Here is a 24,239-nt window from a genome sequence, read left to right as displayed (position 1 = left end):
TTTCGTATTTAAGGTAGCTTATAAATTTGTTAATGAGCGTATGTAGCCTAACGCTTTTTGTGCATATTCAACGGGGTTCGCCGTAAGCGAATCCTGCTCGGCCTCAATGATTAGCCAACCCTGGTACTCCACGTCCGCGAGCGCTTCAAAGAACGGCCTGAAATCCAGCGAACCATCGCCCGGAACGGTGAACACGCCCATGCGCACGGAATCGTTAAAATGGATGCCTTCTTGCTTGACGCGGTCAAGGACTTCTTGTCTAACGTCCTTCAAGTGAATGTATTTGACTCTGTTACCGTATTTGCGGACAACGGCAACTGGATCTACACCGCAATAATGCAGGTGGCCCGTATCAACAAGCAGGGAGACGATTTCCGGATTCGTTCCGGCGCATAGGCGATCGGTTTCTTCCATTGTTTCCACACCTGTGCCTGCATGGATGTGATATACGAGCGTCATACGGTGAGCGCGGCAAAACTCGCCAGCAGCGTTCAAGTTCTCGCACAGTGAAGCCCAATGCTCGTCACTGTATTTGCGGACCCCTTTATGCGATCGGTCCTCCCTCGGATCCCAGTGCACAGAGCCTCCGCCGTCAGCCGTAACCACATAGCGGGCGCCCATTTCCTTCAAGAACAATACGTGCTTCTGGAATTTATCCATCGCTTCTTCATCTGCCGCCGTAGGATCGGAGAACAGAATGTCGCACCAGCCCGATGTGACAACAAGGCCTCTCGCACCAAGCTCCTTGCGGAGCTTGCTCGGATCCTTCGGATATTTTCGACCGATTTCCGTACCTCTGAAGCCTAGAGCTTGCATCTCGTCCACAATTTGCTCGAAGGAGTAATGATCACCTAAATCCGTCAAATCGTCATTTGCCCAGTTAATCGGCTGAATACCCAGCTCGCAGTTATAAAAAATAGTCATCATGAAACCCTCCTATACGTGAACGGCTTTACCACCTTGGGCAGCGCTTTGATAGCAAGCTTCTGTAATGAGTACCGACTTATAACCATCTTCGGGAGTGACACTAAATGGTTTGTTTGATGCAATCGCACCCAGGAAGTCTTCATGCATTTGCGCATATCCCCATTTTTGGTTACGTTCCAGGTTCTTCACATCCGTAATATCGAGAGTTGCTTGATTGGAACCACAGTGCAGAACTTTGTCCAGTTCTTCGGTTACGATCGTAGCATGATTGCCCCAAAGCTGGACACGCTCGGAAGGATAGGCCCACGACGCATGACCGTTTGAGCTCATGACTATGGATTTCCCATTCTTGGTCGTAAATATAAACGAGAAGTTGTCTTGCAAAGGATAATAGCTTTGCTGAGCAATACACTGCACCTCAGCGATTTCCCCAATCAGGAATCGAATCATATCAAACATATGGATCGTTGTGTCATATAGAAATCCGCCGGTCAATGCTGTATTGATGACCCATGGGGGAGAAGTCATATCCCCGTCGTTCATTATGAAATTAGCAGATTGAACCTCAAAGCCTTGCCGAATCCAGTCTTTAGCCCTTGCATATACAGGCGCGAAACGGCGGTTAAACCCGACATAGAGACGATTCTCTGTTCCTGCCAGCTCTGTCATAATTTCATCCGCATCGGCAAGGCTCGTAACGAAAGGCTTCTCACCGAAAACGATTGCGCCCTCTCTTAAACCATCAATGATCACCTGTTTGTGCTTCGTATTCGGTACCGTTACAAATACGATTTCGGCTCCGCCGCTTTGAATCATTTCCTGCACATTTCTGTATGCTCTTCCTCCATGAATATCACAAAATTTAGTACAGCGCTCCAGATCAATATCAGTAACCCCTACAAACTCAACATCTTGACGATTCTTAAGTAAGGAGGTATGCAATCCCCCCATATTCCCTGCACCGACTACTCCAATTTTCATGATCATTCCACCTCAAAGGTTGATTTGATAGCTACATTCTTCATCGATAATCCACTTGCTTGAAATTAGGCGCTGTCCCTACACGTAATTGTTTCGTAAAAAATGTAAGCGGTTAGATTTTTGATTAAAAAAAAAGTCACCACTAAGTATTTCTTTTCTAGTTGACGCTATTTAAGTTGGTAAAATAAATCTAAGCGCTTAGATTTTTAAATATAGCTTACTTTCAATATTGTGGCAATACCTATCTTTTGGTCTTTCGCACAAATAAAAAAACTGATGCTATGAGCAAAGCTAAACGGCCTCAGTCCTATAGAATTCAGGATAAGGCCGCCTAATTGCTTTTATTTTGCTGACATTTCACCTTGATAGTTTTGGCGTTTTACTCTGCCGCCCATCAGGTAACGTCCAAGACGTATGGATGGCAGCTCGACATAACGATAAGACAGTGCAGCGAGTGCCAGGCTGAGGCCAACGGTGCCAACTAGCAGCAAATAAGGCGAGATATAGTATTTCTCATAATCGTCCGGGTATAGGATTGATGATTGATTGGTGAACAAGTTCATCAATGCGATCAATACGACAAGGTGTACGAGGTATAAGCTGTACGAGACACGTCCGACAAACGCGATCGGCCGCCAATGGAGAACGCTTTTAAACCTTACCGATGCTAAAGCCGCGATAATAAAGAAGCTCGAGGTTAACATTGTAAACCAGTCCGACACAAGGTTCCCTTCAAGTCCCCAGTGATCCCAACCCAGATTGTTTCCCCACGTATATACGATGAAAGCAACAATACCAAGCACAAGTCGAGTAACGATTCGAAGGCTTTTGAAATAATCCACCAGGCGATGGCGGTGCTTCGCCATAATTGCGCCTACAACAAACATGAATACGTAATGCGCTGTATCGTAATAATTCGTGAAGAAATCGATGCTTTCTTGATAGCGCACATGTAGGAGAATCCCGCAGATCGATAGAACGAAACCGATCAAGCAGCTCCACATCCAGTTCGCCCTCATGACGAACCAAATAATGAAAGGAAATAGAAGCGCTATGCGCATCTCCATGACAAGTGACCAAACGACCGGATTGAAATACTGCTGATGGAATTGATCAATCATGAAAACGTGCTGTAAAATCGGAACCCAGCCGATCGGCCTGGACCAAAGATCGTTAATCGGAACACGATAGCATAGAAGGCGCAGGATGAGCCCAAATGCGAGAGAGACGATATAAGGCGGGTACAGCCGGATCAGACGCCGAAGCATGAAGTTGCCATAACCACGTGATTTCCCCTCGGCAAACGGCAAAGCCAACACAAATCCACTTAAGAGAAAGAAGAAAATTACGGCCTGATGGCCGGCCAGCAAGATCTGAAGCGGTGAATGATACAGCCATGGCAAAGCAGCCATTATTCCAAGAAGCGAGGCGGAATGATAGAGCACCACACTCATGGAAGCGATTCCACGAAGAGAGTCTAATTCACCCAGCCGCCCATTTTCAGCCATCCGATATTCTCCCCCTTATATTAAAAGCGATCATTTTAATAGGGCAACTTAGTTTAGCTAAAATATCACATAGAGTATACGGATTGTCAATCATTGAAATGATTAACATCAGCTGGGCATGAAAAAAGAGGCGTCCCACAAGTTCAGTGAACTCATGAGAAGCCTCTCGTTTTCTGCCGATGTTACCCTTTAGTTACCCTTAGGATACCCCGACACCTTAAAACCCTTATAAATCAAGGGCTAAGGGCGCATATTACATCATGCCGCCCATACCGCCCATGCCACCCATGCCGCCCATATCAGGCATGCCTGATTTGTTAGCTTCTGGCTTGTCAGCAACAACTGCTTCAGTTGTCAGGAACATAGCTGCAACGGATGCCGCGTTTTGCAGTGCGGAACGTGTTACTTTCGCAGGGTCAACGATACCTGCTTCGAACATGTTTACCCACTCGCCAGTAGCTGCGTTGTAGCCTACGCCGATTGCTTCTTTTTTCAGACGCTCAACGATAACGGAGCCTTCTTGACCCGCGTTAGCTGCGATTGTACGAACTGGCTCTTCCAACGCACGAAGTACGATGTTTACGCCTGTTTTCTCGTCGCCAGTAGCGTTAACTGCTGCTACAGCTGCGTATACGTTCACGAGTGCTGTACCGCCACCGGATACGATACCTTCTTCCACTGCTGCGCGAGTGGAGTTCAGAGCATCTTCGATGCGCAGTTTGCGCTCTTTCAGTTCTGTTTCAGTTGCTGCGCCAACTTTGATTACCGCTACGCCGCCAGCAAGCTTAGCAAGACGCTCTTGCAGCTTCTCACGGTCGAAGTCGGAAGTTGTTTCTTCCAGCTGCGCACGGATTTGGCCGATGCGAACATTGATGTCTTGCTTGTTGCCAGCGCCGTCAACAACGATTGTGTTTTCTTTCGTTACGCGGATTTGACGAGCTGTACCCAGTTGATCAACAGTTGTTGCTTTCAGCTCAAGGCCGAGCTCTTCTGTGATCACTTGGCCGCCTGTCAGAGCAGCGATGTCGCCAAGCATAGCTTTGCGGCGGTCGCCGAAGCCAGGAGCTTTAACAGCTACGCAAGTGAATGTACCGCGCAGACGGTTAACGAGCAATGTTGCCAGTGCTTCGCCTTCAACGTCTTCAGCGATGATAAGCAATTGCTTGCCGGATTGAACCACTTTCTCCAGAACAGGAAGGATCTCTTGAATGTTGGAGATCTTCTTGTCTGTGATCAGAATGAATGGATTGTCGAGGACAGCTTCCATTTTGTCTGTATCAGTGATCATGTATGGGGAGAGGTAACCGCGGTCGAATTGCATACCTTCAACCACTTCAAGCTCCGTTACGAAGCCTTTGGATTCCTCAACTGTGATAACGCCGTCGTTGCCGACTTTCTCCATCGCTTCAGCGATCAGTTGGCCAACTTCATCGTCAGCGGAAGAGATCGAAGCAACTTGTGCAATAGATTGCTTGCCTTCGATTGGCTTCGCGATTACTTTCAGCTCTTCAATAGCTGCACGAACCGCTTTTTCGATACCTTTGCGGATAACCATTGGGTTAGCGCCTGCAGTAACGTTCTTCAGACCTTCGCGGATCATCGCTTGCGCAAGAACCGTTGCAGTTGTCGTACCGTCACCAGCAACATCATTAGTCTTCGTAGCTACTTCTTTAACGAGCTGTGCACCCATGTTCTCGAATGCATCGTCAAGCTCGATTTCTTTCGCGATGGACACGCCATCGTTCGTGATTAGTGGGCTGCCGAATTTCTTCTCAAGCACCACGTTGCGGCCCTTAGGACCAAGTGTAACTTTAACGGCATTAGCCAGTGCATCTACACCGCGCAGCATTGCGCGACGAGCGTCTTCGCCGAATTTAATTTCCTTCGCCATCGTTAATAACCTCCTAATGTCTTGTAAAAAATAAGTAAGACGTATCTGTTTGTTGCCATGTATGTGGAGTCAAGCCGGAAGGCTTAGCCCAAGATCGCGTGAATGTCGCTTTCTTTCATAATCAAAAGCTCTTTGCCTTCGAACTTCACTTCTGTACCAGCATATTTGGAGAACAACACGCGGTCGCCTTCCTTAACTTCAAGCGCAATACGTACGCCGTCTTTAACCGCGCCGCTGCCTACAGCGATAACTTTGCCTTCTTGCGGCTTCTCTTTCGCTGTTTCCGGCAACAAAATGCCGCTAGCAGTCGTTTCTTCTTTCGCGATTGGTTCGATCAATACGCGTTCACCTAAAGGTCTGATCATGAAAATAGCCTCCTCCTGATTTGGTGCTGCAAATTTTTACTGTTAGCACTCGCAATCATCAAGTGCTAATAACAAGTTTTATAATACCGATTTTACCGACAAATTTCAAGTCTTACGATCACGAATTCAAATGAATTTTACAATCAACCGAAGCTGCCCTGCTGCAAATAAAAAAAGCCGACCAAAAGGTCGACCTTACCTATTAATTCCCATATTCTGCTTCCCAAGCCTTATCAGCCTTAAGCTGTTTCCGGTACACGACGCTCGACAGCAGCACACTCAGTTCATACAACAGAATGAGCGGGGCTGCTACTAGTGAATCGGATATAAAGTCCGGCGGCGTTACGATGACACCGATGATGATGAGGATGAAATACGCCAGACGGCGCATCTTCCGCAGTCGCTTCGGATTCAGAATGCGCAGCTTCGTCAGAAACATAATCGCAATCGGCAGCTCGAAGAGGAGCGAGATTGGCAGAATAATATTGAACATAAACGAGAAGTACTGATAAATACCGTATGTTTCGATCAAGTTTAAATGTCTTGCAACCTTCGTCGTGAAATTAAACGCCATCGGGAACACAACCAAGTACGAGAAGGCCAATCCGACCAGAAACATAAAGAGCACGAACGGGATAAACATCAACGTTGCCCGCTGCTCCTGCACGCGAAGCGCCGGCTTAACGAACGACCAAATCTGATACGCTGCTACAGGCAGCACCAGAATAAGCGCGATAACAAGCGCAAATTTCATATAAATGCCAATCGCATCCCACAAGGAGAATGCGTGAAGCTCCATGCCCTTAACCGGCTCCTGGTTAATGAGGAAATTATATACCGGGTCCGCGCACACAAGGCCGATAATCATTCCGATCACGAGGACAATGATGATGATGATCAAACGCTTGCGAAGCTCGCCAATATGATCAAACAGCGACATAAGCTGATCGCCGCGTGCCGCATCCGCAGTCATGGGTTCTTTCCTATCTGCCACTGCTTACAACTCCTTCCAAGCAAAAACGACATTGATGCCACTATGTAAGAACACAAATCGATTTTGTGCCTTGACTAAAAAAAGCGGGCCCCAGTTATTCTGGGAGCCGCTTGTTCGTGCTTTGATCTTCAGTAGCCGTACGATCCGTACGGTTCACTTCAACCCGATTCGCCTGATTGCGATCACGATCGTCGTTATCGTCCATTATGTCTTTCGCGCCTGCCTTGAATTCCTTCAGCGTGCGGCCGAATGCGCGGCCGAGCTCGGGCAGCTTGTTCGGTCCGAACAGCAGCAATGCGACAAGTGCAATAAGTAGAAAACCTGTTACGCCAATACCATTAAACATCTTTAAATGACCTCCTTCTATTGACTTGTAAAGCTTATGCAACGAGTAATCTGCCTAGTAGGGCAGAGGAAGTAGTCAGTTCACTTCATTAATCATTAACCATGATGATCATTAACAACCATGCAGCCCGCCATAGCCCATCCCGACAATGTCCGCTCTTGTAATGGTGTCGCCTGCGAGAATCCGCGGCAGCAGCACATTGAACGCGGTGTACGGGTCATGCATGACACAGCCTGGGAGTCCCATAATCGGTACATCGCCGATATAGCCCATAAGCAGCATCGAGCCTGGAAGCATCGGTGTTCCATAGCTAACAATTTGCGCGCCGGCCTCGGCAATCGCAGCTGGCGTGCGGTCATCGGGGTCTACCGACATCCCGCCTGTTACAAGTATCATATCATACGACTGATCGCGTAAATAGTGTATTTCCTTGACAATTGTATGGCGGTCATCCGGCGAGAAACGCTGCTCTGCAATCTCCGAACCGAGCGACTCTACGATACGTGTAACGGCTGGACCGAACTTATCCTGAATCCTTCCAGAAAATACTTCTCCACCCGTCGTCAGCAGGCCGATCCGGAATTTGCGAAGTGGCTTCAAGCGAAGCGGAGACGCGCCTTCGTGCAGTTCCTTATAGCTGACAATTAGCTCTTCCACCGCGTGCACTTTAGCCTCTGGCACAACTAGCGGAATGACCCGCGTCGCAGCCAGCTGTCCGCCGGGCATTATCACTGCGTTCGTCAGCACCGTCGCAAGCGCAATCTCGCCTAGCTCGTTAACGGCATGAACGACAGCCGGGTCGATCTCGGCTATGGCTGGAACGTCCAGCGCCGACTTGATCGCCACCTTGCCCTCATGCGGCTCAGACAGCTGAAGGCTCTCGCACCAGAGCGCACTTGCCATACGGCGGGCCGCGTCATCCTCATGCAGATCGCCTTCGGCAAGCTCCATAATGTAAATATGCTCCTTGCCAATATCAAGGAGCTTAGGTATATCTGCTTCTGTAATCAAATGGCCTTTCTTAAACAGTCGTCCCTTAAACTGCCCGGGGATGATCTGAGTCAGATCATGCGCGAGCCGAAGGCCGATCGCTTCCTGCACGGGCACTTCCTTCAATACCGTACGTTTGCTCTCACTCACTCTGTATGCTCTCCTATCCGGCCGGAGAGGATGCTAAGTGCATGCGGGAGCTGATCCATAATGGCCAATAAATTTTCATGTACACCCTTCGGGCTGCCAGGCAAGTTAATAATCAGTGACCGGCCGCGAATGCCGCATACACCGCGCGATAGCATCGCTCTGCGTGTGCGCTGCATAGCGCCAACGCGCATCGCTTCTGCAAGTCCAGGCACTTCGCGATCGATGACTTTCAGCGTCGCTTCCGGTGTCAAATCACGTGGCGCAAGTCCTGTGCCGCCCGTCGTAATGACAAGGTCCGCTTGATAGTAGTCGGTCATCTCAATAAGTGCCGCCATAATTTCATCCTGCTCGTCGGGTACTATCCGGTAATCGACGATTTCTCCGCTGAGCTCTTCTTCTACCAGCTCCCGGATAACTTGTGCGCTTGTATCCTCGCGCTCGCCTCGCGATCCTTTGTCGCTCGCTGTTAATAACGCTACTTTCCACCGCATGAGCTTCTTCCCCCAATCGCTTTTTCAGAAAGATATGCCATTAACGATCAACTGTATAATCACCGTTTTTTCCGCCGCTCTTCGCGCTCAGATAGGTCGGTCCGATACCCATGTCCTTCTGCAGCGCCTTGCACATATCGTACACGGTCAGCGCAGCCGCGGAGACTGCTGTTAGTGCCTCCATCTCAACGCCGGTCTTACCGGTCGTCTTCACAGTGCCTTCTATATATAGCTCATCCTTGCCATTATCAGCAAAAGCCAAATTCACGCCAGTCAGCGGAAGCGGATGGCACATCGGAATCCAGTTCGACGTGTTCTTCGCCGCCATAATGCCCGCCACTTGCGCAACCGCGAGCACATCTCCTTTGCCAATGGTGCCCGCTTTGATCCGTAACAATGTATCTTCTGCCATCGTCACAGTCGTACGCGCAACTGCAATGCGTGAGGTCACCTCTTTGTCGGAGATGTCCACCATGCGAGCTCTACCCTGTTCATTAAAATGTGTCAAATCCATCCTGCGCGCCCCCTTGTCACTCCATGTTCCGTAATGACCGCATCGACGGCCGCATCATGTTCGTCCATTGGCACGCTATCGACCCACTGCGCTTCGTAGCCAAGGCCTACCCAGAGCGGGAACTTCCGCTTCTGCTCAGCAGAGATACGACTCAGCACCTCATGAAACCGGTCATAATAACCGCCTCCGTAGCCCAGCCTGCCGCCGCTCGTATCGAACGATAACCCCGGCACGAAGATGACGTCCGGCAGCTGAACGGCCAAATCCCATCGTTGCACCGTCGTAGAATCCGGTTCTCTAATGCCATAAGCGCCAGGCACTAGTTCGTCCCAAGCCTGAAGCAAATACAGCTCCATGGCACGGTTTTCCTTCACGCAGCGCGGCACAATGACTGAAATGCCTTTGCGCCAGCACCACTCAATCAAGAGTGTCGTATCGAGCTCCGAACGAAATGGGATATAGATCATAACGCTGCTCACCATCGGTCCTGCAAGGTGCTGCAGCCAATCGACTGTCTGCTGGCAGGCCGTATCCGACCAAGCGAGCCGCTGCTGCTCCGGGAAGCTGTCCCGCCGCTTCGCGGCAAGAAGCCGGGCCGTCTTCTTCTCCTCCGCATGCCTCATCCGATTCACCGCTTTGCTGGTCATAGTTACTCCATAGTTTATCACTATTGCCCAATTTTCGCCAATAAGCGGACAGCCATATGCATGTCGCACAATAACCATTTTTCATGTAAACTGAAGGGCATAGGAATTTTTCAAGCGGAGGTTTCAACAATCATGCTTCTTCAAGTTTCTGATGTATCCAAAAGCTACGGGGTAAGCAAGGTGCTCTCGTCCATTACATTCCAAGTGCAGCCGCGTGAGCGAGTTGGACTTGTCGGCGTGAACGGCGCCGGCAAATCGACACTGCTGCGGATTATCGCCGGAGAAATGTCTGCCGACTCCGGCACCATCTATAAATCGAAGGAAACGACGATCGGCTACTTGGCGCAATCGAGCGGCCTGCAATCGGATAAGACAATTGACGAGGAGATGCGCGCTGTCTTTGCTCACCTGCTTGAAGCGGAGAAAGAGCTTCGCACGCTCGAGCAGCAAATCGCTGATCCGAATCTCCACGCTGATGAAAAGCAGTATCAATCTATACTTGACCGATATTCGAAACTGTCCGACTGGTTCCGGGAGAACGGCGGGTTCGAGGTGGAAACCCGTATTCGAATGATTTTGCACGGGATGGGCTTCGGCCAGTTCCCTCCGGATACGATCATCTCCACACTGAGCGGTGGCCAGAAGACCCGCCTCGCGCTGGCGCGAATTCTGCTGCAAGCGCCGGATCTGCTCATGCTCGATGAGCCGACCAACTATCTCGATATTGAGACGCTCACTTGGCTCGAAGACTACCTGCGCGGCTATGACGGCGGCATTCTTGTCGTCTCTCATGACCGTTACTTCCTCGACGCTGTCGTCCAGACGATTGTCGAGATCGAGCGGCATGCGGCAAGACGCTATACGGGCAATTATTCCCGTTTTATCGATATTAAAGCGGCCGAATATGAAGCACAGATGAAGCAGTTCGACAAGCAGCAGGATGAAATCGCAAAACTCGAGGACTTCATCCAGCGTAACATCGTCCGTGCATCGACAACAAAGCGCGCACAAAGCCGTCGAAAGGCGCTTGAGAAGATGGATCGGCTCGACAAGCCGCATGGCGATCTGAAGAAAGCGAGCTTCTCCTTCGAGATTGAACGCCAAAGCGGTAACGATGTGTTGGACGTGAATGACGTCTCCATTCGCTTCCCGGAAAAACAAACGTCTCTCTTCGAGCATGTTTCTTTCCGATTAGAGCGCGGTGAAAATGTGGCACTGATCGGTCCGAACGGGATCGGCAAATCAACGCTGCTCAAGGCGCTTGTCGATCAGCAGCCATACGAGCAAGGCACTATTCGCTGGGGAACGAATGTGAAGATTGGCTATTACGACCAGGAGCACACGGGGCTGAACAAATCGAATACCGTGCTAGAAGAGCTTTGGAACACCTATCCGGGAATCGAAGAAGCGCGAATTCGTACCGTACTCGGCAATTTCTTGTTCAGCGGCGATGACGTGAAGAAGAAGATCAGCACGCTTAGCGGAGGCGAACGGGCACGTGTCTCCCTCTCGAAGCTGATGCTTGCCCATGCGAATATGCTCATTCTCGATGAGCCTACCAACCATCTCGACTTGTACAGCAAAGAGGTGCTGGAATCCGCGCTAATTGATTATGACGGTACCCTTTTATTCATTTCCCATGACCGTTATTTCCTTAACAAGATGGCGGAGCGCATTGTCGAACTTGGACCGGAAGGCACTCAGCATTTCCTGGGAAATTATGACGAAATGATCCAGAAAAAGCGTGAAACCGAGGAGCTCCAGCTGGAAACGCTGTCAACTCTGCAAGGAAAACCGAGCAAAGCCGCAGCCGCGCAGGAAACGGCCCCCGTTTCTTCGTACGAAGCCGACAAACAAGCGAAGCGTGACGAACGAAATCGGCAGCGCAAGCAGGAACAGCTTGAGAACGACATTGCCCGCTTGGAAGGCGAGATTGCCGTTCTTGAAGAGCAGCTCACCGATCCAGACGTGTACAATGACTATGTGCGAGTACAGCAAATCCAGTCCGATCTGGAGGCACTCAAAGGACAGCTCCAAGATGTTTATGATGCATGGGATCTGCTGCTCGCTTAAGCCAGCTTCACTTCTTTCATAATTGAGCGACGTTTGAACACATAGAGCAGCAATAGCGAACACAACCCGAATCCGGACAGCAGCCCTGCAGTCCGGATTATTGCTGTCCACTCCCCGAGCGAGATCAGCTGCCGCAGACCTTCAACTGCGTAAGTCATTGGCAGAAAAGGATGAATGAACCGGAACAGCCCCGGCTCCAGCACCACCGGATACGATCCGGAGCTCGAGGTGAGCTGCAGCATCAAGATCAGCACCGCGACGAATCTTCCCGTATCACTGCCAAGCACCGCGATCAGCATGAATAGAATCGCCGTAAACACAAGCCCAACCAGCATCGCGTAGATATACATCGCAAGCGGCGGCAGCACCGTCGGGATACCCAGCCCCGTATGCAAAATAAACACCGACAGCAACGCCTGACAGATGCTAACCGAAGCTAGCGCGACGTATTTGCTTCCGAGGTACGCGAGAGGGCCGTGAGGCAGAGCAAGCACCCGCCAAATGTCGATTACAAAGAACAGCACAAGAGAACCCACCCACAGCGACAGCGCGATAAAATAAGGCGCAAACCCTACGCCGTTGCTCGGCACTGGATGCAAATTCGTCTCCTCCAGCATGACCGGATCCGCGATAACCGCTTGGCGGTTGGCGGCTTGTCCGTCTGTGGACGCCATACCCGCGGCGTCCGCTAATTTGTCCGCCAGTTCGCCCTGCCCTCTATTCATCTGTGCAAGGCCGTCTTGAAGCGAAGCAGTCCCATCGCCAAGCTTCGCGTTGCCGATGCGAAGCGCCTCCACTCCGCTGCCAAGCTGCAGCAGCCCGTTCATCAGCTTACTGCTTCCTTGCTGCAATTGACCCACGCCACTCGCCACATCTCTTACCCGTTCGGCAATGTTTTGCGCAGCCGATTGCTGCTTGCCTAGCAACGAGGATACGTTATCTGCCGCCGTGCGGAACTGATCCATTTGCCCTGCTAGCTGATCCAACTTCGGCGTCAATGCAGCTGCTTCGCTAGCGATTTGTCCGATGGATTGATCGAGCGATGATTTAAGATGGTCAATCGATTGTGTCACTGCCTGCAGAGTGCCGGCCGCGTCTGCCCCTGTCGACTGGATACTGCCAAGCTGCTCCGCCAACTGCTTATAGTTCGTATTGCTGGTGAGATCTGCATTAAGCTGCCCTAAGTCTTGAAGCAGCTGCTGCCCGGTCTGTGCCCGATTATTCATATCGGAGACTTGCGTCTGCACCGGGCGAACGAGCGTATTCAATGTGTTTAAATCTGAGGCCGCACTCTTGACGTTTGCTAGCTCACCCCGAAGCATGGTCATATCATGGCTTACTCCTGTTAACGATGTGAGCAAGTTGGATTGTGAAGCGGCTAACTGCTTGGCAGGGTCGAGTGCAGTCTGTGTGATCGAAGCAGCGCGAACGCCATTCCACTGATCAATGCCGGCAGAAGCCAGCTCCGCCCATGCATTCAGCTTCACGAGCCCATTCTCCAACTCGTTTGCTCCGCTTGTTATGGTTTGCAAGCCTGTGGACAGCTTCGTCATACCGCCTCCGCTTTGGGTTAATCCGTTTGCTAACTCGCCTGCACCCTTATACGCTTGCTCCGATGCAGCAGACAGCTTGGCAGCGCCGTCCGCTGCGTCCTGCAGCCCTTTTGCTCCATTAAGCACCTGGTCGAAAATAACGCTTAAATAGTTTTCCTGCAGCTCCTTGCGCAGCTTATCATTCACACGGTCTGCTACGGCACGCACAATCTTGGCCTGCAGCATGTTGCTCCCTTCGCTTAACTCCATGTTCAAGCGAGTCGGCTGTGGATGATCGCTGCTGACGCTGTATGCTTGTGTCGAGAATTCAGGCGGAAGATAGAGAGCAAGCGCATAGCTCTCTTTCTTGATCCCTTTGCGGGCTTGCTCCCTACTCACCTCCGTCCAGTGGGTATCGGTATCCGCGATCAACTTCGCTACAAGCTCACTGCCCAGATTGTGCTGCTCACCTCCGCGTTTCGCGCCTGTATCTTCATTAACGATCGCAAGGGGGAGCTTGTTCAGCCTTGCCGTCGGATCCCAGAATGCCCACAAGTAAATGAAACTGTATATGAGCGGAAGGACCATGAGGCCCAGCAGCGATTTACGCACGGCACGGGATCCCCACATGGATTTGATATCGAGAATAGCCAACCTCCATCCACTGATTGTACTTGCCGCACTCGTCGGACTCGTCGTTTCCTGCATTGCATGTTCCTCCCTATCGTCTGTATAAGTAGCATTTGCACGAAGGCGGCCGCACATGCGGTTTTTCAATCTATCCCCCTTGTCCACAGAATTATCCACAGCTATGGATGAATTGTGCGGCAATTCTGGCACTATTAACGAGGTTAAACATGAATAAATTTAACGTTTCTTTAATATTAGAAGTTCCTGAGAATTATGAGAGCTGTTATTATCCACTTTATCCACATTGTCCACAGTTTGGTTGTGAAAAACTTATCCGACATTTGTTCACAATGTAAACGCCCATTTTATGCGGCTTTCACGCACTTGTTCACATTGGAAGGTAATGTTGTGAGTAAGTCTGTGGATAACTGTTGCGTAGCCGTGGAAAAAGAAAAACAGAGGGCTGGATAACCCTCTGTTTGGCTCTGTTAATTGGTGATTGCAGCACGTAGCTGCGAGCAGATTCGCTCGATAAGGTGGGCGTTGCCACGCGGCGCATCCGGCCACTCGGCAAGCTGCATCGGATGCCAGAACGGCTCCGGTGTCCCGGCATAGCGCGGAATAAGATGCATATGAAAGTGCGGCACAGCATCACCTCGCACATAGCTGTACACATGCTCCGCTTGCAGCTTTTCTCGGAGTGCGCGGCTCATTCGGTTCGTGGCGACGAAGACTGCGCCTGCCTCCTCGTCCGTCAGATCGCCAAGCCCTCGCGCATGCCGCTTCGCTTCGACGATCAGATAGCCGAGATACACACTTTGGTTCTCGCCGCCAATCCCCATATGTGATACGGATAGATGCTCGTTCTCATAGATGACGCCTCCTGCTGACTTAATGTCTCCGCGGTGCTTGCTGCATATGAAACACGGCTGGATGTCCATACGGTTAGGCGCCTCCTTTTGGGCAAATCAGCTGACTCGCTTCAGGCTTAGGCCAGTTGTTCCATATCTTCTTCTGATTCACTATCCTGCATGCTCACTAGCATCTGATTGCATGCTCCCACGTAAGCCTGTGCCGCCGCCAAAATAATATCGTTATGCACAGCCGTCCCCGTATACCGCCGATTGTTATGCACAATGCTGACATTCGCTTCGCCATGTGCATCTTCGCCTGTAGATAACGAGTGGATCTCCAGATCCTCGAACTCTGCGGACACCGGAATCGCTTGCTGCAAGCAGTGAATAACTGCTTCAAGCGGACCTGTGCCAGTGCCTGTCAGCGTCCGTTCCTCTTGGGAGTCGCGCTCGCGGATCGTTACAGAAGCGATGCGGGAACGCTGCGTGCCAGCAAGCACCTGCAGGTCGATCAGCGTGTATGGATCATGCTGCGTCGCTGTCGATTCGCTAGCCAGACGGACGAGGACGTCGTCGGGTACGATTTTCATCTCGTCGGCTTTCTCTTTGAAGCGGTTATACACATCAAGCAATTGCTCGTCAGTCAGCTCGATGCCGAAATCAGCCAGTCTATGCTTAATCGCGTGACGGCCGGAATGCTTGCCAAGTACGATCATGCTGCGTGGAATGCCCATCGCTTCAGGGTCCATAATCTCGTAGGTGTTACGGTTCTTCAAGAGGCCATCTTGGTGAATGCCCGACTCATGCTGAAAAGCGTTCCGACCTACGATTGGCTTATTGTACGCAATCGGGAAGTTCATCGCCCGGCTGACCATCCGTGATGTCTCGAAGATTTCACTCATCACGATGCCAGTCTCTGCCCTGATGGCCGATTTGCGCGTCTCGATCGCCATCACCAGCTCCTCCAGCGAGCAGTTACCCGCGCGTTCGCCGATGCCGTTAATCGTCACTTCTACCTGGTTCGCACCAGCTTGGATAGCAGCAAGGCTGTTCGCTACTGCAAGGCCAAGGTCATTATGGCAGTGTGCGCTGAACTGCACTTTATCCGCACCTCTTGCTCCTGCCCGTACCGTGCGGAACAAATTACCGTACTCCTCTGGCAGCGCGTAGCCAAGCGTATCCGGCAGGTTAATGACCGTTGCGCCTTCTGCGATGACCGCTTCGACCATCTCGATGACGAACTCACGGCCTGTGCGGCTCGCATCCATCGGCGAGAACTCGATTTCATCGACGAATTGCTTGCCGTAGGCGACCATCTGACGTGCGATCTCAAGTACCTCCTCGCGGGATTTCTTCAGTTGGAAATCCAGATGGATATCCGAGGAGGAGATGAACAGGTGTAGACGGCGGCGAGCAGCATCCATTGTGGAGCGGACCGCGGCGTCAATGTCGCCTTTGATCGCGCGGGCGAAGCCGACGATTTCCACGCCTTGCAGCTCGCGGGAAATCTGTTGCACCGCCGCGAACTCGCCTGGGCTCGATACGGGGAAGCCCGGCTCGATAATGTCGACGCCCAGCCTCGCCAGCTGGCGGGCTAGAACGATCTTCTGCTCCGGGCGCAGCGTCGCGCCCGGCGACTGCTCTCCGTCACGCAGTGTTGTGTCAAAGATGCGGATGATGCGGTTATTGGATTGGGGTTGAGATTGAGATTGATTCATAGACATAAGGGTTAACCTCCTAAATGGTTTATGGGATTTGGTTTAGATCGTTAGCTGGTTGGTAGAGCTGGTTTGCTGGACCTCTTGGGTTCGTTTAGCCAACTTTTGCTCGATGTAGCTGGTTTGCTGGATCTCTTGAGCTGCTGCCCAACAAAAAAAGCCCATCGTCTCTTGTGTAATCAAGAGACGACAGGCTTCATGAGCTTGCCGCGGTACCACTCTCGTTGCCCGAACACTCAAAGTCCGGACCCGCTTAAGCAGCTATACTCTCGGCGAGCATGGCGCAACTTGCTTGCCATAACTCACCTTCAATATGCTGCACCCGATCACGGGGGTTAGCCGTAACTGGTGTACTGCCGGCAACGAGCGCTTCGTGCTTAACGCCCCAAAGCATTGCCGCCGTGTTCCACCGTTCCGCTCCCAGGCGAGTTCGGATCATCCTTCGACTGCGTCGCACCACCCCGCAGCTCTCTGCTTTTCCCGGATTCGATTCCTACTGCTCCTGATCATTGCGTTTGACGATTTATGTTCACTTCAGTCGTAATAGCATCAAAAAAAGCCTGCCATCTCCGATTCGAATACTTTCGAATCAAGAGACGACAGACTTGTTAGTCCAGCGCGGTACCACCCTTGTTGACGCTGCCCATGAGAGCATAACGTCCACTTAAGCATGCTAACGATTCTAGAAGTCGTCAGCGATGCACCGGATCACGGCGGTTAACCGTAACAACGTACGCGAGCTGCTCCATCAGCCTTGGCCTTCGGCCAACAAAACATGGGCTCGTTTCCGCTATTCCGCTCCCAGGCGAGTTTCAAGCTGTTACCCGTCTGCGTTGCACCAACCCGCAGCTCTCTGATCACGGTACGTAAGCTCTACTATTCCTGTTCAACGCGTTTCGCATAATGAATGTGAAGTGTTGTTGCCTATTATATGCTTCCCCAAATCGTCTGTCAATTCAGATATTGTGCTAAGCAAAAATAATTTAACTCCGCACCGACCATTCTTCCAGGGACAGTCCCGGTTCTGCTTTCATGTCGAGCGGCGTGAATTCGCCACGCGTCCACTTGAGATGCGCAGCCGCGCCAATCATCGCGGCATTATCCGTGCATAGCTTAAGCGGCGGAATAAGCAGCGGAATGCCAGCTTCTTCACAGCGTGCGGTCAATGCCGCGCGCAGCCCGCCATTGGCGGCAACGCCGCCGCAGAGCAGCAGCTGCTTCGCGCCTGTTTCGCGCACCGCGCGGAGCGCTTTTGTCACGAGCACATCGATGACAGAGGCTTGGAATCCGCGGGCGAGGGCAGCTTCACGAAGCGGTTCACCTTTCATTTTGGCAGAGTTGATTGCAGCTAGAACGGCCGATTTCAACCCACTAAAGCTAAAATCATACGAATCCGGCTCCAGCCACGCGCGAGGCATCACAATCTCCTCTTCAGCACCCTGAGCCAGCTTGTCAATATGAGGTCCGCCCGGATAAGGGAATTGGAGGGTCCGCGCCACTTTGTCATAAGCCTCACCTACTGCATCGTCGCGAGTTCGTCCAAGAATCTTGAACATGCCTTCGCTCTCCATCAGCACAAGCTCCGTATGACCGCCCGAGGCAACGAGCGCCAGACACGGATACTGCATCTCCGCGACAAGCTCATTCGCATAAATATGTCCGGCGATATGATGCGTACCGATTAAGGGGAGACCTAGCGCCATCGATAAGCTTTTGGCTGCAACGATTCCGACAAGCAGTGCCCCAACTAGCCCGGGGCCCTGTGTAACCGCAATGGCCGACAGATCGCGAAACGTCACGCCTGCCTCTAACAGCGCCTGTTCCATTATGAGCGAAATCGACTCGACATGCTTGCGCGATGCGATCTCTGGAACAACGCCTCCGAATCTTTTGTGCGTTTCAATTTGGCTCGAAACAATGTTGGATAAAATATGTTTACCGCCGCGGATAACCGCTACGCTCGTCTCATCGCAGCTCGTCTCCACAGCGAGAATAAGTTCATTCGTCGTCATCTGTAAGCCCCACACCCGAGGAATTCAGCTCCGCCCACATGATGAGCGCATCCTCCATATTGTCTGAATAATAGCCGGGGCGAATGCCGGACGGCTCAAATCCCAGCTTGCTGTACAGCCGCTGAGCCACCTCATTGGACACTCGCACCTCAAGAGTCATGCGCTTCGCGCCGAACATGACCGCAGTCCGCTGCAGCTCCACCATCAGCTTCGTGCCGAGCCCAAAACCGCGATACTGCTCGCGAACAGCCACATTCGTCACATGCGCTTCATCCATAATGGTCCACATGCCGCCATAACCGATCACTTCACCTTCGTAATCCATCACCATATAACGGGCAAAATGATTGTTCGTCAGCTCGTTCACGAATGCTTCCTCGGTCCACGGACTCGTGAAGCTTTCCTGCTCGATGGCTACAATCGTAGGCACATCATCAAGCGTCATCATCCGAAAAACAAGACGGCTCACATCCTCGATTACTTTCACTGTGACCCGCCGCCCTTTCCGTCAGCCGCTTGCTGGGCTGTTTTCTCCTGAAGCTTTACTTCCGCTTCCGTCAGCTGCGTATAGTTCGGGATGAACGTATGCGCATCGTCCTGCTCGCCGGCAGCGAGGCGGTGAAGGCCAAGCGAAGCAACCGAGCGTCCTTCCAAAATGTACTCCTGCTTGCGTACTTCTACGTTACGACCAGATTCCGAACACAATTGCTGCAGACGATCCGCTTCTTCTTCATGCTTTTCCAGCTCGCCAACGATCCAGATGGCAGATGGGCGCGATTCTGAAGGTAACTCAGCTAGCTTCGCAACAAGCCGATCTACCCAGTCATGCATGAGACGAATGCCGTCTTTGGACACACGCGTCCAATTCCCGCCTTCGCCGTCATGTGCTGCCGCCTCGAACAAAGCCGTGTACACCTGTCCGCGTCTTGCGTCCATAATCGGGACGATCCACAAAGGAGCCGCCGCCTGCGACAGCTCTGCAGAAGCATGGGATTGCCACGCGCCATAGCCGAGCGCTTCGATGCTGGACACGCCGACGAGCGGCTTATTCCATACCCACGACAGCGTTTTGCCCACAGAAACGGCGATCCGCATGCCCGTGTAAGATCCAGGACCTCGACCAATCGCGATACCGTCCAGCTCTTCTGGTTTTACACCGCAGTCCGCCAAAATCTGTTGCACAATAGAAACTGTATGGACTGAATGATTGCGCTCCGCAAGCGACTGTATATCCTTAAGCACTTCTTGCCCGCGTACGAGCGCGCAGGCCAAAGAGGCTGTTGATGTATCTAGTGCGAGCACGAGCTGTTGTTGCTGTTGCCCGTTCTGTTTCTCCGGCGATTGTGTATGTTCACTCATTCGCTTTGTGCTCCTATCGCCTGTAATTGTTGGCACCATGCCACGTACTGCGCGCCGATGCCGGTTATCGTAATCCGCCGCGCTTCGTCGCCTAAGTGCGTGATGTACATCTGCAGCCGATCCGGCGGAAGCAGCGCTTCAATCAAGCTTGCCCATTCGACTATCGTGACGCCGTCGCCGAAGAAATAGTCGTCAAGCCCAAGCTCGTCCGCCTCGTCCTCGGACAACCGATAAACATCCATATGATAAAGCGGCAGCTGCGCGCCCTTATATTCTTTAATAATCGTAAACGTCGGGCTGTTCACGACGCCAGGCACACCGATTCCGGCTGCAAAAGCTTGCGAGAACCTAGTTTTGCCCGCGCCAAGATCGCCGTCAAGCGCCAGCACCGTTCCCTGCACCGCCCAGCTCGCCAGGAGCTGCGCCAAACGGACGGTATCCCCTTCGTTCTCCGTCATCCATATGACTTCCATTTGCTCACTCATGAAGCGTATCTCAGCTCCTAATTTCCAAAATGATTATAGCCGCGCTTCGCAATCGCTTCCCGCTGCGGCTCGCTGCGAACATCAAAATCGCGAATAAGGGCAACTCCGGCAGGTCCTGCTTCGACCTCGCCGATGAGGTACATCGGCAGGCCGGCCGCGGCGAGATCAGCCTTCGCCGCCTGTGCATCTGCTGCTGCAATCGTGCCGAGCAGCATGTAGTCTTCGCCGCCGTAGAGGATCCAGGTCAGCGGATCCTCGCCGCAGCTGTGCGCGTAGGCGGTCATGCTGCCGCTGCGCGGCAGCAGTGACTCGCGCAGCGCGAGCGTGACGCCCGAAGCCTCGGCGATTTCCCAGGCTTCGCTGGCGAGTCCGTCGCTGATGTCATTCAGCGACGTGACGGTTCCGCGCGCGGCGAGCATCCGCGCCGCGCGCACCGAAGGCGCCGGGCGCTGGTGTGCTTGCACCAGCGCCGAGGCGCCCGGCGGCAGCGGCGGCGTGCCCGTGCCGCCGCCAGCCGCTGCACCGCCGCGGGCAGCTGCCGCGGCGAGCAAAGCGTGAAGACCGGCCGCGGCCATTCCCGCGGGGCCGGTCACGAACACGGCGTCGCCGGGTGCTGCGCCTGCCCGGCGGATCGCCGCTCCTGCCGTGACGGTTCCCATCAACGTCACGGACACAACCATGTGCAGCGGCGCCGATGTCGTGTCGCCGCCAACGATCGCGACGCCGTAGGCATTGGCGCACGCGAACAGCCCGTCATAGAGCCGGCTTATACGTGCCGGCTCCCAAGCTGGTGGCGCGCTGATGGATACCAGCGCATGCCGGGGCTCGCCGCCCATTGCCGCAATATCGCTAATATTGGCGGCAAGCGCCTTCCAGCCGATGTCGAAGGCCTCCATCGTCGCATCACTGAAATGGACGGTCTCGACCATCGTGTCGACCGCCATCAGCCACTGCAGCTCGCCGCCGGCAGCACCTACCGGCGACTCTACAATAGCAGCATCGTCGCCGATGCCGAGCACAACACCTTGCGCCTGAAGCAGCGCCGTGCTTTGGCGGCCTTCTGTCCAGTAGCGTATCCGCGCAAACTCATCCATTTTCGGCCACCTCCTGCTACGCGCCGCACACTAGTCTTTTCTCTACTTATGCCAGTCGTTCTTGCTTGTCCGCACAAAACCCACCGCCATTCGAAGCGGTGTATCGGATTCGTTTAATTTACCTTATTATATCGGTCAACCACGCTACCCGCAACAAAACAGGCAAGACCACGCCAGCGCGCAGCCTTGCCTTTTTCGGGAAACCTATCCCATTAACACTAGTGGATTGCCCGCTTCTTGAAGCGGCCGCCCTTCACGTCGTGTATGTTGCCTACCGCGAGAAAAGCAGCCGGATCCAGCTCCTGCACAATCGACTTCATCTTCGCTTCTTCCAGACGCGTAATGACACAGAAGATAACCCGTTTCGAGCCGCCGGAGAACGCCCCTTCCCCGTGCAAATACGTCACGCCACGGCCTAAACGGCTGATGATGGCATCGCCGATTTCTTTCCACTCCTGGCTAATAATCCAGACCGACTTCGACTGATCGATCCCCTCCAGCGTCACGTCTATGACCTTGAAGGCAATGTAGTAGGCAATAAGCGAGTACATCGCGCTATCCCAAGAGAAGACAAAGCCCGCGCTGCCGAGAATGAACAGATTGAAGAACATTACGATCTCACCAACAGAGAAAGGTGTCTTTTTCGTAAACAGAATCGCTATGATCTCCGTCCCATCGAGCGATCCCCCGAACCTTATGACGAGACCGACCCCGATGCCGAGAATGACCCCGCCGATAACCGGAGCGAGGAATGTGCTATACGTCAGAGCCTTCACGGGGTGCAGCAGCGTTGTACCGATAGACATGACCACGACCCCGTATAACGTGGAAAGTGCGAACGTTTTACCTATTTGTTTGTATCCGATGATAAGAAAAGGCACGTTCAGCAAGAATAGAAAAATACCGAGAGGCAAGCCTGTTAAATGAGAAATAATAATTGAGATACCGACAATTCCACCATCAATAATGTTGTTCGGCACAAGAAAAATCTCAAGCGCGACAGCTACAAGCGCAGCGCCAATAGTAAGAAACACCAGTCTAGAGAGCAGTTCAAGTTTCGTCAACCGATAATGCTGTTTAGCCATATGATCCCCCCTTAAGCTTAACAAAAACGCTAAAAATAAGCTTATTTATCCATTATACCCTTTTTTGAGCCAAAATCCAAATATAAACCCAAGTTATCTTCATCTTTTAATTATTTATATCTTCCAATCGTCATCTTTCGCTACTTCTTGTAACCCGACCTACCTATCCGTTCACGCGTACATGACATGACTTGCGTACTTTTATCCTCCTACTCAGACCGTTATTTGTGGTGTTACATTGGTATACGACACCTTTTTAAGTTTTGGTTTGACGAGATAACTGGATGATCGGGAGTGATAACTTTCGAAAACGCTTACAAAACTAATTTTAGTACACCGCCAAACGGGATAATATAAACAAAAATATGATTTCAAGTAAAAATATACGATGTTTCTGAATGGAGATAAACGGCTGTCGCCGTCCTTTCGGCAAAAGCTTACGTTTCACGGCGACAATATAGAAATTTGCACAAGTGAAACTTATAAATTCTATAAAGTAAAAAAACTCCTACCTGCGAGAGAGGCAGCCATCGTTCGCTGCTCTGCCTTGCAAATCGGAGTTCAATGAGATTCAATGAGACATTTCTTACAAGCAAACCCTGTCCATATACAACTTAATAAACGCTTCCGCATCGACTTTTTTGGCAGCTCGGATGACGGACTTGTCCGCATCTCCGCGCCAATAGAGCGCGCTCTTGTTATACGTCGCCCCGCGTGTAAACTCGCCCTGCGTCTCCACCACAATGTCATCCTGCTGCCATTCCAATAGGTTGTCATCGAATATTGCGCAGATGGCCAGCGGATCGTGCATCATCGGATAATGGTCCGTTACGACTTGTTGCCACCGCGTAAGTACTTCCGGGAGATAGCTCGCCGATTTTTTCGGAGAGGTCAGCAAGCGGTCTACGTCTTCCTTGGTCAGAACGCATTCCACCGTAACGTCCAATCCGACAGCCTTGATCGGTATGCCTGATTCGAACACAACCCTTGCGGCTTCCGGGTCGCACCTTATATTCCATTCGCTTAAATGGCTGTAGAAACAACCTCCCATCATTACGATTTCTTTCACCTTATGTTTGAGCTCCGGCTCTTTGAGGATCGCTATCGCGATATTGGTCAAGGGACCGATCGGAACTATTGTAATATCCCCATCTGAGCTCATGACCGTATCGATAATGAAATCAATCGCCTTCGTACCGAACCCGTCCACATGTCCATCCTTCTCTTCAGCGTACTGGTTCGGAATCTCCTTCACGTCCACCTTGTTTAGAATCGGACTGCCTATGCCAGCGAATACGGGAATATCTGCGCGACCGGCCATCCGAAGCAGGTTAACCGCTAGCTTTGCCCGGGCCGTCACATTTTTGAAGACCGTCGTGATGCCTATTACCTCTAGCTCAGGCGACTCAAGAGCAAACGCAATCGCGAGCGCATCATCAATGTCGTCGCCAATATCCGTGTCTATGATTATCTTCGTCCTGTCCATTGTTACCCTCCATATAATAGGTTATTAACAATCAGGTTAGATCAATTACATAGTTTCATATTATGCGCTGGATCAGGAAGAATACAATGTACAGTTATCTCACTCAT

22 protein-coding genes and 1 other annotated feature are annotated in these 24,239 nt (G+C 51.9%); of the genes, 1 reads left to right on the top strand and 21 read right to left on the bottom strand.

Going from position 1 to position 24,239, the window contains the following annotated elements; all coding sequences use genetic code 11:
• Window positions 1–18: 18 nt before the first annotated feature.
• From iolE to BMY11_RS21040, 11 genes are all read right to left on the bottom strand, one after another.
• Window positions 19–927 carry a myo-inosose-2 dehydratase gene (iolE, locus tag BMY11_RS21090; RefSeq protein WP_090580889.1) on the bottom strand — a complete coding sequence of 303 codons (909 nt, stop codon included), beginning with the start codon at window positions 925–927 and terminating at the stop codon, window positions 19–21.
• 9 nt (window positions 928–936) lie between these two features.
• Window positions 937–1,908: a Gfo/Idh/MocA family protein gene (locus BMY11_RS21085; protein ID WP_177182750.1), complete on the bottom strand. Its 972-nt coding sequence runs from the start codon at window positions 1,906–1,908 to the stop codon at window positions 937–939.
• Between the two features lie 341 nt (window positions 1,909–2,249).
• Complete coding sequence (locus BMY11_RS21080) at window positions 2,250–3,416, bottom strand: acyltransferase family protein (RefSeq protein ID WP_090580884.1); 1,167 nt, start codon at window positions 3,414–3,416, stop codon at window positions 2,250–2,252.
• 253 nt (window positions 3,417–3,669) lie between these two features.
• A complete protein-coding gene (groL, locus tag BMY11_RS21075; protein ID WP_090580882.1) occupies window positions 3,670–5,307 on the bottom strand; it encodes a chaperonin GroEL in 1,638 nt (545 codons plus the stop codon).
• 83 nt (window positions 5,308–5,390) lie between these two features.
• On the bottom strand, window positions 5,391–5,672 hold the full coding sequence (groES, locus tag BMY11_RS21070) for a co-chaperone GroES (protein WP_090580879.1): 282 nt from the start codon (window positions 5,670–5,672) through the stop codon (window positions 5,391–5,393).
• 202 nt (window positions 5,673–5,874) lie between these two features.
• On the bottom strand, window positions 5,875–6,645 hold the full coding sequence (tatC, locus tag BMY11_RS21065; RefSeq protein ID WP_090580876.1) for a twin-arginine translocase subunit TatC: 771 nt from the start codon (window positions 6,643–6,645) through the stop codon (window positions 5,875–5,877).
• Window positions 6,646–6,760: 115 nt separating this feature from the next.
• Complete coding sequence (tatA, locus tag BMY11_RS21060) at window positions 6,761–7,012, bottom strand: twin-arginine translocase TatA/TatE family subunit (protein ID WP_090580873.1); 252 nt, start codon at window positions 7,010–7,012, stop codon at window positions 6,761–6,763.
• Window positions 7,013–7,123: 111 nt separating this feature from the next.
• Window positions 7,124–8,152, bottom strand: coding sequence for a molybdopterin-binding protein (locus BMY11_RS21055; RefSeq protein WP_090580870.1), 1,029 nt, complete (start codon window positions 8,150–8,152; stop codon window positions 7,124–7,126).
• Window positions 8,149–8,643: a MogA/MoaB family molybdenum cofactor biosynthesis protein gene (locus tag BMY11_RS21050; RefSeq protein ID WP_090580868.1), complete on the bottom strand. Its 495-nt coding sequence runs from the start codon at window positions 8,641–8,643 to the stop codon at window positions 8,149–8,151. Before BMY11_RS21050 ends, BMY11_RS21055 begins: the two co-directional genes overlap by 4 nt.
• Window positions 8,644–8,683: 40 nt before the next feature.
• Entirely contained in the window at window positions 8,684–9,157 is a 474-nt protein-coding gene (gene moaC, locus BMY11_RS21045; protein WP_090580865.1) for a cyclic pyranopterin monophosphate synthase MoaC, read from the bottom strand.
• Window positions 9,148–9,804 carry a 5-formyltetrahydrofolate cyclo-ligase gene (locus BMY11_RS21040; RefSeq protein ID WP_256217675.1) on the bottom strand — a complete coding sequence of 219 codons (657 nt, stop codon included), beginning with the start codon at window positions 9,802–9,804 and terminating at the stop codon, window positions 9,148–9,150. The genes moaC and BMY11_RS21040 overlap by 10 nt, the downstream gene beginning before the upstream one ends.
• Window positions 9,805–9,936: 132 nt before the next feature.
• Between BMY11_RS21040 and BMY11_RS21035 the strand changes: the two genes are divergently transcribed.
• On the top strand, window positions 9,937–11,877 hold the full coding sequence (locus BMY11_RS21035) for an ABC-F family ATP-binding cassette domain-containing protein (RefSeq protein WP_090580861.1): 1,941 nt from the start codon (window positions 9,937–9,939) through the stop codon (window positions 11,875–11,877).
• Here the strand turns inward: BMY11_RS21035 and BMY11_RS21030 are convergent.
• The 10 genes from BMY11_RS21030 to BMY11_RS20980 all read right to left on the bottom strand — a co-directional run bounded on the left by BMY11_RS21030 (window position 11,874) and on the right by BMY11_RS20980 (window position 24,132).
• Entirely contained in the window at window positions 11,874–14,117 is a 2,244-nt protein-coding gene (locus tag BMY11_RS21030; protein ID WP_177182749.1) for a YhgE/Pip domain-containing protein, read from the bottom strand. The two genes, BMY11_RS21035 and BMY11_RS21030, sit on opposite strands and share 4 nt — an antisense overlap.
• A 410-nt stretch (window positions 14,118–14,527) precedes the next feature.
• On the bottom strand, window positions 14,528–14,980 hold the full coding sequence (locus tag BMY11_RS21025; protein ID WP_090580855.1) for an HIT family protein: 453 nt from the start codon (window positions 14,978–14,980) through the stop codon (window positions 14,528–14,530).
• A 47-nt stretch (window positions 14,981–15,027) separates the two neighbouring features.
• Window positions 15,028–16,617 (bottom strand): 2-isopropylmalate synthase, encoded by a 1,590-nt coding sequence (locus tag BMY11_RS21020; protein ID WP_256217674.1) that lies wholly within the window; start codon window positions 16,615–16,617, stop codon window positions 15,028–15,030.
• 583 nt (window positions 16,618–17,200) lie between these two features.
• Window positions 17,201–17,510 (bottom strand) — a binding site (T-box leader).
• 84 nt (window positions 17,511–17,594) lie between these two features.
• Window positions 17,595–18,623, bottom strand: coding sequence for a tRNA (adenosine(37)-N6)-threonylcarbamoyltransferase complex transferase subunit TsaD (gene tsaD, locus BMY11_RS21010; protein ID WP_090580849.1), 1,029 nt, complete (start codon window positions 18,621–18,623; stop codon window positions 17,595–17,597).
• Window positions 18,610–19,110, bottom strand: coding sequence for a ribosomal protein S18-alanine N-acetyltransferase (rimI, locus tag BMY11_RS21005; RefSeq protein WP_256217673.1), 501 nt, complete (start codon window positions 19,108–19,110; stop codon window positions 18,610–18,612). Before rimI ends, tsaD begins: the two co-directional genes overlap by 14 nt.
• Window positions 19,107–19,982 (bottom strand): tRNA (adenosine(37)-N6)-threonylcarbamoyltransferase complex dimerization subunit type 1 TsaB, encoded by an 876-nt coding sequence (gene tsaB / locus BMY11_RS21000; protein ID WP_090580846.1) that lies wholly within the window; start codon window positions 19,980–19,982, stop codon window positions 19,107–19,109. The genes rimI and tsaB overlap by 4 nt, the downstream gene beginning before the upstream one ends.
• Window positions 19,979–20,467 carry a tRNA (adenosine(37)-N6)-threonylcarbamoyltransferase complex ATPase subunit type 1 TsaE gene (gene tsaE, locus BMY11_RS20995; protein WP_090580843.1) on the bottom strand — a complete coding sequence of 163 codons (489 nt, stop codon included), beginning with the start codon at window positions 20,465–20,467 and terminating at the stop codon, window positions 19,979–19,981. Before tsaE ends, tsaB begins: the two co-directional genes overlap by 4 nt.
• Window positions 20,468–20,484: 17 nt before the next feature.
• A complete protein-coding gene (gene thiL / locus BMY11_RS20990) occupies window positions 20,485–21,561 on the bottom strand; it encodes a thiamine-phosphate kinase (RefSeq protein WP_090580840.1) in 1,077 nt (358 codons plus the stop codon).
• A gap of 218 nt (window positions 21,562–21,779) precedes the next feature.
• Window positions 21,780–22,646 carry a YitT family protein gene (locus BMY11_RS20985; RefSeq protein WP_090580837.1) on the bottom strand — a complete coding sequence of 289 codons (867 nt, stop codon included), beginning with the start codon at window positions 22,644–22,646 and terminating at the stop codon, window positions 21,780–21,782.
• A 586-nt stretch (window positions 22,647–23,232) separates the two neighbouring features.
• The gene (locus BMY11_RS20980) at window positions 23,233–24,132 is read right to left on the bottom strand and encodes a nucleoside hydrolase (RefSeq protein ID WP_090580834.1); all 900 of its coding nucleotides are present in this window, start codon (window positions 24,130–24,132) and stop codon (window positions 23,233–23,235) included.
• Window positions 24,133–24,239: the final 107 nt, after the last annotated feature.

This window comes from Paenibacillus sp. OV219 (assembly GCF_900110075.1).
Lineage (GTDB): Bacteria > Bacillota > Bacilli > Paenibacillales > Paenibacillaceae > Paenibacillus_Z.
The sequence above is the reverse complement of the archived record's forward strand: the minus strand, read 5'-3'. Positions and strand labels throughout refer to the sequence as shown.